This window comes from Micromonospora sp. ATCC 39149 (assembly GCF_000158815.1).
Classification (GTDB): Bacteria; Actinomycetota; Actinomycetes; order Mycobacteriales; family Micromonosporaceae; genus Micromonospora.
The window spans coordinates 3588289-3602271 of sequence record NZ_GG657738.1; the positions used below are offsets into that span (position 1 = coordinate 3588289).

11 protein-coding genes and 1 riboswitch are annotated in these 13983 nt (G+C 72.3%); of the genes, 7 read left to right on the plus strand and 4 right to left on the minus strand.

What is annotated here, in order from left to right:
* Nucleotides 1-1461, plus strand: a complete 1461-nt coding sequence (locus MCAG_RS15225) for a serine/threonine-protein kinase (protein WP_007073879.1) — start codon at nucleotides 1-3, stop codon at nucleotides 1459-1461.
* On the plus strand, nucleotides 1458-3266 hold the full coding sequence (gene pknB / locus MCAG_RS15230) for a Stk1 family PASTA domain-containing Ser/Thr kinase (protein WP_007073880.1): 1809 nt from the start codon (nucleotides 1458-1460) through the stop codon (nucleotides 3264-3266). Before MCAG_RS15225 ends, pknB begins: the two co-directional genes overlap by 4 nt.
* 154 nt (nucleotides 3267-3420) lie before the next feature.
* On the opposite strand, the gene MCAG_RS15235 is transcribed toward pknB, so the two are convergent.
* The 4 genes from MCAG_RS15235 to MCAG_RS15250 form a co-directional block, all read right to left on the minus strand.
* On the minus strand, nucleotides 3421-4071 hold the full coding sequence (locus tag MCAG_RS15235; protein ID WP_007073881.1) for an aminodeoxychorismate/anthranilate synthase component II: 651 nt from the start codon (nucleotides 4069-4071) through the stop codon (nucleotides 3421-3423).
* Between the two features lie 2 nt (nucleotides 4072-4073).
* Nucleotides 4074-4352 (minus strand): hypothetical protein, encoded by a 279-nt coding sequence (locus MCAG_RS15240; RefSeq protein WP_007073882.1) that lies wholly within the window; start codon nucleotides 4350-4352, stop codon nucleotides 4074-4076.
* 1 nt (nucleotide 4353) lies between these two features.
* On the minus strand, nucleotides 4354-5442 hold the full coding sequence (locus MCAG_RS36260; RefSeq protein ID WP_369751324.1) for a class E sortase: 1089 nt from the start codon (nucleotides 5440-5442) through the stop codon (nucleotides 4354-4356).
* A 626-nt stretch (nucleotides 5443-6068) separates the two neighbouring features.
* Nucleotides 6069-6875 (minus strand): DUF881 domain-containing protein, encoded by an 807-nt coding sequence (locus MCAG_RS15250; RefSeq protein ID WP_007073884.1) that lies wholly within the window; start codon nucleotides 6873-6875, stop codon nucleotides 6069-6071.
* A 229-nt stretch (nucleotides 6876-7104) separates the two neighbouring features.
* Here MCAG_RS15250 and MCAG_RS15255 point away from each other — a divergent pair, with 229 nt between their 5' ends.
* The 5 genes from MCAG_RS15255 to MCAG_RS15275 all read left to right on the plus strand — a co-directional run bounded on the left by MCAG_RS15255 (nucleotide 7105) and on the right by MCAG_RS15275 (nucleotide 13608).
* Nucleotides 7105-7368 (plus strand): cell division protein CrgA, encoded by a 264-nt coding sequence (locus MCAG_RS15255; RefSeq protein ID WP_036373562.1) that lies wholly within the window; start codon nucleotides 7105-7107, stop codon nucleotides 7366-7368.
* A 285-nt stretch (nucleotides 7369-7653) separates the two neighbouring features.
* Nucleotides 7654-9903, plus strand: a complete 2250-nt coding sequence (locus MCAG_RS15260) for a (Fe-S)-binding protein (protein ID WP_007073886.1) — start codon at nucleotides 7654-7656, stop codon at nucleotides 9901-9903.
* 160 nt (nucleotides 9904-10063) lie between these two features.
* The gene (locus MCAG_RS15265; protein WP_036377232.1) at nucleotides 10064-11374 is read left to right on the plus strand and encodes a hemolysin family protein; all 1311 of its coding nucleotides are present in this window, start codon (nucleotides 10064-10066) and stop codon (nucleotides 11372-11374) included.
* Complete coding sequence (locus MCAG_RS15270; protein ID WP_007073888.1) at nucleotides 11367-12368, plus strand: hemolysin family protein; 1002 nt, start codon at nucleotides 11367-11369, stop codon at nucleotides 12366-12368. Before MCAG_RS15265 ends, MCAG_RS15270 begins: the two co-directional genes overlap by 8 nt.
* 223 nt (nucleotides 12369-12591) lie before the next feature.
* On the plus strand, nucleotides 12592-13608 hold the full coding sequence (locus tag MCAG_RS15275) for an NlpC/P60 family protein (RefSeq protein WP_007073889.1): 1017 nt from the start codon (nucleotides 12592-12594) through the stop codon (nucleotides 13606-13608).
* A 208-nt stretch (nucleotides 13609-13816) separates the two neighbouring features.
* A riboswitch (cyclic di-AMP (ydaO/yuaA leader) is annotated at nucleotides 13817-13957 on the plus strand.
* Nucleotides 13958-13983: the final 26 nt, after the last annotated feature.

A 13983-nucleotide genomic window follows, 5' to 3' on the forward strand; every position in this document is an offset into this window, starting at 1 on the left:
ATGCTCAGCCCCGGCGTCCAGCTCGGCAATCGCTACCGCCTAGACGAGCGGATCGCCAGCGGCGGCATGGGCGACGTTTGGCGCGGCACCGACCAGGTGCTGGGCCGCACAGTCGCCGTGAAGAGCCTGCTCCCGGCGCTGCTGGACGAGCCGGGCTTCGCCGAGCGGTTCCGGGGCGAGGCCCGCACCATGGCGACCATCAACCACCCCGGCGTGGTCGACGTCTACGACTTCGGCAGCGACCAGCAGATCGCCTTCCTGGTCATGGAGTACGTCGAGGGCGACGCCCTCTCCTCGACGCTCGGCCGGGTCGGCCGGCTCACCCCGGCCCGCACCATGGCGCTGCTCGCCCAGGCCGCCGACGCGCTGCACGCGGCGCACTGCAAGGGCATCGTGCACCGCGACGTGAAGCCGGGCAACCTGCTGGTCCGGCCCAACGGCACGCTGGTGCTGACCGACTTCGGCATCGCCCGCTCCGACCTGGTCGGGCAGCTCACCGCCGCCGGCTCGGTGCTCGGCACCGCCTCGTACATCTCCCCCGAGCAGGCCACCGGCGCGGTGGCCACCCCCGCCTCCGACGTGTACGCCCTCGGCGTGGTCGCGTACCAGTGCCTGGCCGGGCGGCGGCCGTTCGAGGGCGACAATCCGCTAGAGATCGCCATGAAGCACGTCCGGGACACGCCCCGGCCGCTGCCGGCGGACATCCCGCCTCCGGTCCGGGCCATCGTCGAACGGGCGATGGCGAAGGACCCGGCCGCCCGCTGGCCCAGCGCCGCCGCCCTCGCCGGGGTCGCCCGGCAGGCGAAGCTGACGCTCGGGCAGCAGTCCCGTGGCAACGGCCACCTCGGGCAGGTTTCCGCCGCCCCGGCGTCCCCGGCCGGGCCGCAGGCGCGCGCCCAGGTGCCGCCCGCATCCCGGCAGCAGCCCCGGCCGCCCGTGGCGCAGCGGCCGGTGCCGACCTCCGCCCCGCCGCAGCCGCGCCCGCCGGTCGCGGCGCCCCGGCCCCCGGCCGTCCAGCAGCCGCGTCCCCCGGTGGTGCACCAGCAGCCGCACCCTCCGGCGGCCGTGCCCCGCCCGCCGGTGGCCACCCCGCCGGCCTACCCGCGGGGCGCGGCGACCGTGCCGCCGCCGGTCCCGGCCCGCCAGGCCAACCCTCTCGGGTACGCCCGCCAGCCCGGCCCGCCCCCGGCCCCGCCGCAACGGTCCAGGTCAGGGGCGATATGGCTGTTCATCCTGGTGGCCACACTGGTCCTGCTCTGCTCCGGCGTGATTTCCTACAACCTGCGGAAGAACGCGGCAGCCGGTGACCCCGGCGGGTTCGGTCCCCGGGCCGTGACGTCCGGCGCGCTGCTGGCCGGCGAGCGCGACGATCCGCCCGGGACGCCGTACCGTCGGGTGGAACGACGACTCCTGCCGGGCGGCGGCGAGACGACGACGAGCGAAGGACGACAGACGCGATGACAGCGCAGGCCCGCCTGCTCGGTGGCAGGTACCAGGTCGGCGAGCTGCTCGGCTACGGCGGCATGGCCGAGGTGCACCGCGGCCGCGACCTCCGGCTCGGTCGGGATGTCGCGATCAAGATGCTCCGGGCGGACCTGGCCCGCGACGCCACCTTCCAGATGCGGTTCCGCCGGGAGGCGCAGAACGCCGCCTCGCTCAACCACCCGGCCATCGTCGCGGTCTACGACACCGGCGAGGAGACCGGGCCGACCGGCGAGACACTGCCGTTCATCGTGATGGAGTTCGTCAACGGGCGGACCCTCAAGGAGGTGCTCGGCGTCGAGGGTCGGCTCCAGCCGCGCCGGGCGCTGGAGATCTGCGCCGACATGTGCGCCGCGCTGGAGTTCAGTCACCGGCACGGGATCATCCACCGGGACATCAAGCCCGGCAACGTGATGCTCACCCAGACCGGCCAGGTCAAGGTGATGGACTTCGGCATCGCCCGGGCGTTGGCCAGCGGCGCCACCACCATGACACAGACCAGCGCGGTCATCGGCACCGCGCAGTATCTCAGCCCCGAGCAGGCGCGCGGCGAGGCGGTCGACGCCCGCTCCGACGTGTACGCCGCCGGCTGCGTGCTGTTCGAGCTGCTCTGCGGCCACCCGCCGTTCGTCGGCGACAGCCCGGTCAGCGTGGCGTACCAGCATGTGCGGGAGGCCCCACCGACGCCGAGCGACATCAACCCGGACGTCAACCCGGCGGTCGACGCGATCGTGCTCAAGGGGCTGTCGAAGAACCCCCTCAACCGCTACCAGAGCGCCGGCGAGATGCGGGCCGACCTGCTCCGTGCGGCGGCCGGCCGTCCGGTGCTCGCCACCCCGGTGATGCGCGAGGCCGAGACCACCCCGATGTCGGCCGCCGGTTCGGGCTACCCGACCCAGGTCGTCGGCGGCGCGGCCACCCGGCAGCAGATGCCGGCCCGGGTCGGCGACCCGCGCCAGCGCCGGGCGTCCTCCTGGGTGATCGCCACTTTCGCCGTGCTCGGCGTGCTCGCGGTGATCGCCCTGGTCACCGCCATCCTGATGAACCGGGGCGATGCCGAGAAGATCGCCGTACCCGATCTGACGGGGCAGACCCAGGCGGCGGCGGTGGCCCAGCTCGAACAGGTCGGTCTGGTTCCCGCCGTCGGGGACCCGGTCGCCAACAGCACCTGCAAGAAGGACACGGTCGCGGTGCAGGACCCGCCGCCGACGACGCAGCTGGAGAAGGGCCGGGGCGTCACCATCCGGATCTGCTCCGGCAAGCCGGAGGTGACGATCCCCAACGGGCTGGTCGGCTCCCAGTTCGACAACATCGAGCCGCAGCTCGAGGCGCTCAAGCTTGAGGTGATCGAGAAGGAGGTCAGCAGCCCCGAGCCGGAGGGGATCGTCACGAAGGTCACCCCACCGTCCGGCACCAGGGTCGCTGAGGGCACCAAGGTGACCGTGGAGATCTCCCGGGGCAACGTCCGGCAGGTGCCGAACGTCGTCGGCTCCTCGGCCGACGACGCCAAGCGGGAGCTGGAGCAGGCCGGCTACCGGGTGCGGATCGTCGACGGCAACGAGGTGCCCGCCGACCAGGCTGGCAAGGTGTCCGGCCAGAATCCCCGGGGCGGCACCGAGCTGGAGCGGGGCAAGCAGGTCACCATCGAGGTGGACATCCCCGAGCCCACCCCCGGCCCGACCGACCCGACGGGCACCCCGCCGGCCACGGCCACGCCGACCCCACCGACCGGTGGCGACGGTGGCGGGTTCCTGTTCCCGCCGATCCGCCTCAACCAGGACTGACGCCAGGGCCGAGGCGCGTTGATCAGTGCGCTCGTTGGTCAACGAGCGCACTGATCAGCACCATGTCGCCGACATGGCGGCATCGTCGATCCCGGATCGCCCCACGTCGCCGACACGACGGCCCGACCACCGGGCTCCCCTGAGGCCCGGCCGGTCAGGCGGCGACGAACGCGGAACGGCGGCGGGCGTCGACCTCGGCGGCCAGCTCCGGCGCGCGCTCCAGGGCCTCCGGGTGGCCGCAGCCCGCCAGCCAGTTGGCCAGCATCAGGTGGCCGCCCTCGGTGAGCACCGACTCAGGGTGGAACTGGACGCCCTCGATCGGCAGGGACCGGTGCCGCATGGCCATCACCACGCCCGAGTCCGTCCAGCCCGTGACCTCCAGCTCGTCCGGCAGCGTCTCGGGCAGGACGGTGAGCGAGTGGTACCGGGTGGCCGTGAACGGGTCGGGCAGGCCGGCCAACACGCCCGTCGAGCGGTGCCGTACCTCTGAGGTCTTGCCGTGCAGCAGCTCGGGCGCGCGGGCCACGGTCGCCCCGAACGCCTCGCCGATCGCCTGATGCCCCAGGCAGACACCGAAGATCGGCAGCTCGCCCGCGTACCGGCGGATGACGTCGAGGCACACGCCGGCCCGGTCCGGGCTGCCCGGCCCCGGGGAGAGCAGGACGCCGGCTGCGCCGACCCGCCCCACCCCCTCGACGTCGATCTCGTCGTTGCGCCGGACCTCGCAGTCCACCCCGAGCTGGCCGAGGTACTGCACCAGGTTGAAAACGAACGAGTCGTAGTTGTCGATCACCAGGACGCGCATCGTCACCTGCTCGGAGAGGGGGGCGGGGTGTTGTTCTGCTCGGTGTCGTACGGCAGGTCGTGCTCGTCGCCGGCCGGGGGAGCGTTCCCGTCCACGCCCGGATCGCCGCCCGGCACGCCGGAGTCCTGGGTGACCTGCACGTCGTCGAAGGGGAGCAGCGGCTCCGCCCACGGGAAGACCACGTACCAGAGCAGGGCCACCGTGGCGGTGGCGAGCAGCAGCGAGCCGATCAGCTTGCCGGGCAGCCCCAGCGGCAGCTTGCGCCAGATCCAGCCGTACACGTCAGGCCTCCAGCTCGGCCGGCTCGCCCGCCGACTTGGGCTGGGTACGCTCCAGCTCGGCGTGCACGATCAGGCGCTGGTAGTTGTCGAACTTCGGGTTGCAGGTGGTCAGCGTGAGCACCTTCTTGGTCGGCTCCGCGCCCGGCTCCATCGGCACCGGGGCGACGACCTCGACCTGGTTCGGCTTGACGATGCGGGACTGGTAGACCTTGTAGACGTACCACTCGGTCTTGTCCTCGACGACGATCGCGTCGCCGGGGTTCAGCTCGTCCAGCCGCCAGAAGGTCGCCCGGTTGCGGTGCCCGGCGACGGAGAAGTTGCCCACCTCGCCGGGCATCGCGCTGTCCGGGTAGTGGCCCGGGGCATACCGGATGTCCTGCTGGGTGACCCCCTCGACCACGACCCAGCTCTTGTCGAGCTTCGGGATGTAGAGCCCGGCGATGGGCTTGCCGCGCACCGGTGGCTTCGGCTTCGTCGACGTGCTGGCGCTGGGTGCCACGGTCGGGTCGCCGGTGGGACCCCACGCCTGGGCGAGCTGGTTGCTGAGATCGTTCTGGTGGGCGTCGACGATGGCCGACTTGCCCCACACCTCGTATCCGGCGAAGAGGAGCACCACCAGGCCGAAGGTGATCAGCACCTCTCCGGTGACCCGGACCCCGAGGCGCAGCCGGGTCCAGAACGTCGGCCGGGTCAGCTCGGAATAGACGCTCTTGTAGCCCTCGTCGGTCTGCTCGGCCCGGAGCTGGACCACCCGCTCGCCACGGCGCGGACGGGGCGGTTCGGCCGGCTCCGCGTCGGTCGGCTCGCCGCCGTTGTCCGGTAGGCGGGGCACCGCTCCCATCAGCGCGGTCGAGTCGGGGGCCGGGGGCCTGGGGGACACCGCCGGGATGTGGGCGGTGGCCGCCGGGTCGGCGGGGTGGCCGCCGGGCGGGACCGGACGCCCAGCGCCGGGGGACACCGGGGCAGGCGGCACCGGGCCGGGGCGGCTGACCGCGTCGGGCGGCACCGTGCCCGGGAAGCCGGCCCCACGAAAGTGGGGTGCCCCGGAGCGGTCGGCGGCGTGCGCGTCGATCGGGGGGAGGAAGGCCATGGGGCCGTCGGTGTCGTTCGTCGGACGCGGGGCCGACCCGAGTTCGGCGTCACCACCCGAAGGCCGCCGCTCGTGCGGCTCCCGGCCCGACTCGGCACCATTGCGGGAGGGCCGTCCGTACGGCTCCCGGCTGGGTTCGACCGTCGGCCGACGGGCCGGCCCGTCCACAGCGGGCCGGGCGGGCGTGGCCTGCGGCGGCGTACGCATGGGGGCGTGCGCCGGGGCCTGTGGCCCGGGAGCGGGTCGTTGCGGGGTGCCGGTGGGCCATTCAGGGGCCCGGCCGGGTCGACTCGATGCCGGGGACCGCTCCGGGGCGGTGCCGGGCCAGGCCGGGGGCGGTCCCGGCTCCGTGGGCCCCCGACCGGTCGCCGTCGGCCCATCGGCGGGGGGCGTCGCCGAGCCAGCGCCTCGGGGCCCGGCCGGACGGGGCGTCAGCACGGGGGCGGGCCAGGGGCCGGTCGGGCCGGGCCGCTCTGCCGAGGGCGGTGCCGAGGGTGAGGTCGGGACCGAGGTCGGGGGCGGGGGCGGGATTGGCAGGTCGGCGCGGTCGACTTTGGGGAGGAAGGCGGTCTGCTCCTCGTCCCGCCCCCGGTGTCGGCCGTTCCAGGTGTCGTCGGGTGTTCGGGTCACCGGGGCACCGTCGCCGAGCGCAGGGCTGTCGAGTCCTCGAAGGCCGGCACCGTGACCGTCGAGACGGTCTCCCGGTAACCCAGCTGGAAGTCGTTGACCGCGCCCTTGAACATCTGCACTCCCTCAGACGCGGCGAGGGCCTGCCGGAGCGCAGCGGGGTCGCCGATTGCAACGATCTTGAATGGAGGGGAGTACACCCGCCCGTGCAGCAGCAGGGTGTTACCTACGCAGCGTACCGCGCTGGTGGTGAGGACGCGGACGTTCATGATTGACATCGCCTCCGCGCCGCCGGCCCAGAGCGCGTTCACGACGGCCTGCACGTCCTGCTGGTGGACGACGAGGTCGTCGTTGGTGGCACCGTCGGGCAGACCCTGGTCGGCGCGGCGCACGGCGTCGTTGAGCTCGACGGTGATGCCCGTCCCGGTGAGCGCGGTGAACCCGGCGGCCTGCCGACTGGCGGCGGCGCGGTCCCGCTGCTCCCTGATCGGGCCGTCGGAGTCGGCCAGGGTCGCGGTCTCGTCCTCGACCTCGGCCCGGAGTTGGGCGGCCTGCCGCTCGCTCGCCGCGACCTGCTGCCGGCGGTCCTCGATGAGCTGGGTGAGCTGGGGTCGGCGGTCCTCGCGCAGGGCCGTGCCACCGGCGGTCGTCGCGGTGGTGGTGAACAGCAGCCCGGCCGCGGCGGCGATCAGCGGCACGCCGACCGACCAGCCCGGGCGTCGCTGCCGGGGGCGCCGGGGCAGGAGGGCGGCGACCGCCCGGCGGAGGGCCTTCTGCCAGGAGGCAGCGCCGGATGTGTATTCCACCGAGCGCTCCTTCCGCGTCGTCTCGTGTCAGCCCGCGACGACGCGGGCCGGTGCGGCGACCCGAACAGTCCCGCCTATTCCGGTCACTCCGTGCATCGGCCTGACCCCATTCATGGCTTGAACGGGCCATCCGGACTACGCTAGCTGTCGAACATTATTGGCCATGGACCGTCGCCCCCGCGCCCGGTTGTCAGGCCGGACGAGGTCGTAACCCCCTCTGGAGAGCGTCGTGCCCAAGTCTCAGGTCCGCAAGAAGAAGGTGTACACCCCGCCGACGGACGTTCGTCCGACGGCGACGGCGGCGACGCGCAAGCCTAGCCCGGTCTGGCTGCCCGTCACGGCGGTCGCATTGATCGTCGGCGGCATCGGCTGGCTGGTGGTGTACTACCTCTCCGAGCAGGAGTACCCGGTCATGTCGTGGGGTTACTGGAACCTCGCGGTGGGCTTCGGTGCGATGGTCGGCTCCCTGGTCCTGCTCTCCCGCTGGCGCTGACCCGGCCCGCCCTCCCGGCACGATCCACGGCACCCCGCCGCGCCCCCGCCCGGCGTTCCGGCGTCGGGCACCCTATGGTGTCCGCAGGGCGGCGCGGCCCAGGTGCGAGATGACTCACGTTACTGCTGGGTAACCTTGCGCGTAGGCTGCACTGCATGACCGAGCGGAGCGAGGTCATCGACCGATCCGGTCGGGGGTGCGGCGACAGCGGAGCGCCGGCCGCGCCCCCGACCCGACCCCGGTCGCCGAGCCGCTCGACAGGCAGCAGACCGGGAGGCCAACTCGATGGGCAGCGTCCAGATCGTCACCACGATCCTCGCGGCCGCCATCACCGCCGTGGCGGTGTGGCTTGCGGCGCGCGCGGTCATGAAGATCGTGGCAGTCATCCGGCTGGGGCGGCCCGACCCGGAGCGTTTCGCCGACCGGGGCGCCCGCACGAGGACGATGCTGGCGGAGACCGCCGGCCACACCAGGATGCTCCGTTGGACCGTGGTCGGCGCGGCGCACTGGTTCGTCATGGTCGGCTTCATCGTGCTGTCGCTGCTGGTTCTGGAGGCGTACTTCGAGGTCGTCTCCCCGACCGGCGGCCTGCCGCTGATCGGCGGCCTGGCGGTCTACGGCCTGGTCACCGAGCTGATCGCGGTGCTCGGCGTGGTCGGCATTCTGGTCCTGATCGCGATCCGGGTCCGCAACCGGCCCACCCGACCGGGCGGGCGTTCCCGGTTCACCGGCTCGACCATGTGGCAGGGCTACTTCGTCGAGGCCGTGGTCCTCGCCGTACTGATCATGGGCTTCGTGATTCGGGGCTTCAAGGTCGCCACCGACCACTTCGAGTACCCGGTGTGGGCCACCCCGGTCAGCCACGCCGTCGGCGCGCTGCTGCCCGACTGGTCGGCCGGCGTCAGCATCGCCGCCCTCATCAAGATCGCCATCTCGATGACCTGGCTGATCGTCATCGCGCTCAACGTGACGATGGGGGTGGCCTGGCACCGGTTCCTCGCGTTCTTCAACATCTTCTTCAAGCGCGACCCGGGCCGGGTCGGCTCCGGCCTCGGCGCACTGCGGCCGATGATGAGCAACGGCAAGCCGCTCGACTTCGAGGAGGCCGACCCGGAGAAAGACCAGTTCGGCGTCGCCCAGGTCGAGCAGTTCACCTGGAAGGGGCTGCTCGACTTCAGCACCTGCACCGAGTGCGGACGGTGCCAGTCGCAGTGCCCCGCCTGGAACACCGGCAAGCCGCTGTCGCCGAAGCTGCTCGTGCTCAGCCTGCGCGACCACGCGTACGCCAAGGCCCCGTACCTGCTGGCCGGCGGCGGCAAGGACCTGACCGGCGAGGAGAAGGCCACCGCCGCCCAACTCGCCCACCTGGACGTGCTGGCGCTCGCCGAGGCCGACAAGCCGTTGATCGGCGGCGCCGAGGACGGCGGCGTCATCGATCCGGACGTGCTCTGGTCCTGCACCACCTGCGGTGCCTGCGTCGAGCAGTGCCCGGTCGACATCGAGCACGTCGACCACATCGTCGACATGCGCCGCTACCAGGTGCTGATCGAGTCGAGCTTCCCGTCCGAGGCCGGCGTCATGCTGCGCAACCTGGAGAACAAGGGCAACCCCTGGGGGGCCCCGCAGAACACCCGCGAGGACTGGACCAAGGGCCTCGGCTTCGAGGTGCCGCGCGTCGGCGAGGTCGACGACTTCGAGTACCTGTTCTGGGTCGGCTGCGCCGGCGCGTTCGAGGACCGGGCCAAGAAGACCACCCGTGCGGTCGCCACGCTGCTCAACGAGGCAGGCGTGAAGTTCGCCATCCTCGGCGAGGGCGAGACATGCACCGGTGATCCGGCCCGCCGGATCGGCAACGAGTTCGTCTTCCAGATGCTCGCCCAGCAGAACGTGGAGACCCTGAACGAGGCGTTCGAGGGTCGGGAGAAGAGCACCCGCAAGATCGTCGCGACCTGCCCGCACTGCTTCAACACCCTCGGCAACGAGTACGGGCAGCTCGGCGGCGAGTTCGAGGTGGTGCACCACACCCAGCTCCTGGCCCACCTGGTCAGCGTCGGCAAGCTCACCCCGGTGCAGCCGGTCGACGGCGGCGTCACCTACCACGACCCCTGCTATCTGGGCCGGCACAACCGGGTCTTCGCCGCCCCGCGCGAGGTGCTCGGTAGCGCCATCGGAGGCGGAGCCGGGGGCCGGGGTGGCGCAGCCTCGATCTCCGGTGCGGGCCGCGACAGCGGCCTCGTCGAGATGCCACGCAACAGCGAGCGCTCCTTCTGCTGCGGTGCCGGCGGTGCCCGGATGTGGATGGAGGAGAAGATCGGCAAGCGGATCAACGTGGACCGGGTCGAGGAGGCCATGTCCACCGGGGCGCGGACCATCGCGGTCGGCTGCCCGTTCTGCTCGACGATGCTCAGCGACGGGGTCAACGGCAAGGGGGCCGGCGAACAGGTCGAGGTGCTCGACGTCGCCAGCGTGCTGCTCCGCTCGGTCAAGCCGGCCGACGCCACCGGTGAGAAGGGGACCGCCGCCGCCGGCAGGTGACCGACGCGACCGATCGACCCGCCAACCGATAGGGGTGTCCACGGCCAGCAGGTGAGCGCCGGGCCGGTGTCGCCGCGCGTACTGGTGTGCGGCCTGGTCCGTCGTGGAACAATCCTGCCGAGGTGAACCGATCATCGACAGTCTCCTGGTTGCCACGGTGTTGCCACTGGTCGGCTTCGTGCTGCTGACCGCCGGCAACGCGTTCTTCGTCGCGGCCGAGTTCGCCCTGGTCACGGTGGATCGGCCGGAGATCGACCGGCGGGCCGCCGCCGGCGACGGCGCGGCGAGGACCGTCCGCCGCGCGCTGCACGAGTTGTCCTTCCAGCTCTCCGGGGCACAGCTCGGTATCACCATCACCGCCCTGCTCACCGGGTACCTGGCCGAGCCGGCGCTGGCCCGGATCTTCGCCCCGGCGCTGCACTCGCTGGGGCCGGCGGCCGATCGGTTCACCCCGTTCCTCGCCCTGGCCCTGGCCACCCTGCTGTCCATGCTCTTCGGCGAGCTGGTGCCGAAGAACCTCGCGCTGGCCCGGCCGATGCCCACCGCGCTGGCCACCGCCCGCGGGATGCGCGGCTTCTCCCGGGCGTTCGGGTGGTTGATCCGGGGGCTGAACAACTCGGCGAACACGCTGGTCCGCCGGCTCGGGGTGGAGCCGCAGGAGGAACTGGCCAGCGCCCGGTCCCCCGAGGAGCTGGGGCTGCTGGCCGCGATCTCGGCCCGGGCCGGGGCGCTCCCGCCGGACACCGCGATGCTGCTGCGACGCACCATCCGGTTCGGCGACAAACGGGCCGCCGAGGCGATGACCCCCCGGGTGGACGTGATCGCGCTGCGTGCCACGGCCAGCGTCGCCGAGTTGCTGGCCCTTGCCCAGCAGACCGGCCGGACCCGGTTTCCGGTCTTCGAGGAGACCCTCGACCTGGTCACCGGCGTCGCGGCGGTGCCGGACGCGCTGGGCGTACCGCTGGCGAACCGGGCCAGGACCACCGTCGCGTCGGTCGCCCGCGAGCCCGTGTACGTGCCGGAGAGCCTGGACCTCGACGGCGTCCTGGCCGCGCTCAAGGCGGCCGACGCGGACCTGGCCATCGTGGTCGACGAGTACGGCGGCACCGACGGCGTGGTGACCGTGGAGGATCTCGTGGAGGAGCTGGTCGGGGAGATCGCCGACGAGTTCGACCCGGACGCGGTCGACGACGGCGGGCCGGTCGAGCTGACCGTGCCGGGCGGCGAGCGGACCGTCCTGGTCGACGGGGTGCTCCGTGAGGACGAGTTGGTCGAGCAGACCGGTTTCCGGCTTCCCGAGGGCCCGTACGAGACGCTCGCCGGCTTCCTGATGGCCCGGCTCGGGCACATCCCGGTGGCCGGGGAGACGGTCGAGGAGGGCGGGTACGAGTTCACCGTGGTCGAGGTGGAGCGGCACCGGATCGAGCAGGTGCGGGTGCTGCGCCCGGAGGAGCCCGGGGACGATGCCTGAACTGCTGGTCACGGTGCTGCTGCTGCTCGGCAACGCGTTCTTCGTCGGCAGCGAGTTCGCGCTGATCGCCTCCCGGCGAACGGTGATCGAGCCGCTGGCGGCCGACTCGAAGCGGGCCCGCTGGGCGCTGTCGGCGATGAACCAGATTCCGCTGATGATCGCTGGGGCGCAGCTCGGCATCACCGTCTGCTCGCTGGGCCTCGGCGCGATCGCCGAACCGGCGCTGGCCCACCTGATCGAGCCGCTGTTCCACGCGCTGGGCCTGCCCGACGGGGCCGTGCACCCGTTGGCCTTCCTGATCGCCCTCGGCGTGGTGGTCTTCCTGCACACCGTGGTCGGCGAGATGGTGCCGAAGAACATCACCCTGGCCGGGCCGGAGACGTCGGCGCTCTGGCTGGGGCCGGCGATGCTGGCGTTCTGCACGGCGACCAAGCCGCTGCTGCTGGCGATGAAGTGGGCGGCGCGGCAGGTGTTGCGGATCTGGCGGGTCGAGGCGACGGACGCGGTCAAGACCGTCTTCACCGCCGAGGAACTGGCCGGGCTGGTGTCGCAGGCCCGCATGGAGGGGCTGCTCGACGCCGAGGAGCACGCCCGGATCACCGGGGCGCTCGCGCTGCACACCCGCACGGCGGCGGACGCCCTGCAACCCTGGTCGACGGTGACGACGGTGGCCGAGGACGTCTCCCCGGCCTCGCTGGAGGTGCTGGCCACCCGCACCGGCCGGTCCCGGTTCCCGGTGGTGCAGCGGTCCACCCGCCGGGTGCTCGGCTTCGTGCACGTCAAGGACGTTCTTGGGTACGCGGGGGCGGAGCGCCGCGCCCCGGTGCCGGCCGGGGTCTACCATCCGCTGGCCGTGGTGCCGCCGGACCGTACGCTGGCCGACCTGCTGCTGTCGATGCGCCGCGAGCGGCGGCACATGGTGCTGGTGAGCGACGGCCGTCTCCCGCTCGGGGTGGTGACCCTCGACGACGTGCTGACGGCCATCATGGGCTGACCGGCCACCGCCGTTCCTCTCCACACCGCCACCACCGTCTGCTGCGCAGTCGCGGTGCGACCGGTACCCGTCGTATGTGCACGGTTTGCGGGACGTCACGGCGGGTGGACCCGCCTTGATTCCCCGCGCGGGACTCCCCTAATGTGAGGCGCTGACCGCTGTGGGTCGTCTGCCTCGATCTTCCCTCTCGCGAGGCGCCCGGCGGTCGGTTGCGAAGGAGTCGGTGCCGGTGGCAACCATGCCCCCTCATCGTCGTGCCCCGGAACGGTCACCCGCTCGCCCGGGTGGTGTCCGCCGGTTCGTACACCGCCTGCTCACCCTGGTCGCGGCGGTCGCCGTCGGTGCCGGGACACTGACCGCGCCCGCGTACGCCGAGCCCTCGGTCGACGAGATCGAGGCGCAGATCGACAAGCAGTGGGAGCAGCTGGAGCCCACCATCGAGCAGTACAACAAGGTGTCCGCGCAGCTGAAGGCCAACCGGGAGAAGGCGAAGGCGCTGGAGAAGAAGATCCAGCCGTTGGCGCTGGAGACCGAGCTGGCCATGAACCGCGTCGGTGACCTCGCCTCCCGCTACTACATCTCCGGCCCCTCCCAGGACATCGGCGCGTTGCTGGTCAGCACCAAGCCGGGCACCCTGGCCGAGCAGCTGACCATCCTGGACCGGCTGGCCGCGCAGGAGCGCAGGCAGGTCGAGGGCGTGCTCGCCGTGCGCGCCAAGTACGACACGGAGAAGCAGAAGCTGGACACGCTCATCGCCACCCAGGAGAAGCAGACCAAGGAACTGGCGGAGAAGAAGGTAAAGATCAACTCTGAGATCAAGCGGCTCCAGGCGTCGATGCCGAAGACCGTGGTGTCCACCGAGGGCTGCCCGACGGTCACCGGCGTGGTCAGCGCGGCCGCCCGCACCGCCATCCGGACCGCCTGCGCCCAGGTCGGCGACCCGTACGTCTTCAACACCGCAGGCCCGGACACGTTCGACTGCTCCGGCCTGACCCAGTATGCCTACAAGGCCGCCGGGATTCACCTGACCCACTTCACCGGGGCTCAGTGGAACGAGGGCCGCGCCGTCTCGCGCTCCGAGGCCCGCCCCGGTGACCTGGTGTTCTTCTTCAGCGACCTGCACCACGTCGGCCTCTACATCGGCAACGACAAGATGGTGCACGCGCCCCGGGCCGGCAAGCCGGTCAACGTGAGCAGCATCAACACCATGCCGGTCGCCGGCTTCCGCCGACCCGGCTGACGCCGGCGCGGCCCCCGCGAAGGCCGCGCCGCGCTGACCCGCCCGAAGGCCCCCGGTCCACCCGACCGGGGGCCTTCGCCGTGCGGGCCGGGTACGCGCGGCGGTCTGCACGTTGTGTCACCGGCCCGGCGGGTTGCGGATCGATAACGCGCGTCTCTACTCTGGCCAATTGTCGACCGGTAGCTGTACCGCCCAGCCGGGCGGTGACGGTACGACACCGCCGAGTCGCCTCCGGGCGAGCCGGGGACCCAGGTACGCCGGGGTGAATCCGCAGCGGTGCTGCGGTAGGGCGCTCTCCCTTCCCGCCCGAACCCGTCAGCTAACCCGGTAGGCGGTAGCGGAAGAAGGAGACACGGAGCCCGGTGGCATATCATG

What these genes read in the sequence shown, in the direction of transcription:
- MCAG_RS15260 (WP_007073886.1), top strand. Translation starts at nt 7,654, where the DNA reads ATGGGCAGCGTCCAGATCGTCACCACGATCCTCGCGGCCGCCATCACC.
- pknB (WP_007073880.1), top strand. Translation starts at nt 1,458, where the DNA reads ATGACAGCGCAGGCCCGCCTGCTCGGTGGCAGGTACCAGGTCGGCGAG.
- MCAG_RS15225 (WP_007073879.1), top strand. Translation starts at nt 1, where the DNA reads ATGCTCAGCCCCGGCGTCCAGCTCGGCAATCGCTACCGCCTAGACGAG.
- MCAG_RS15235 (WP_007073881.1), bottom strand. Translation starts at nt 4,071, where the DNA reads ATGCGCGTCCTGGTGATCGACAACTACGACTCGTTCGTTTTCAACCTG.
- MCAG_RS15270 (WP_007073888.1), top strand. Translation starts at nt 11,367, where the DNA reads ATGCCTGAACTGCTGGTCACGGTGCTGCTGCTGCTCGGCAACGCGTTC.
- MCAG_RS36260 (WP_369751324.1), bottom strand. Translation starts at nt 5,442, where the DNA reads ATGGCCTTCCTCCCCCCGATCGACGCGCACGCCGCCGACCGCTCCGGG.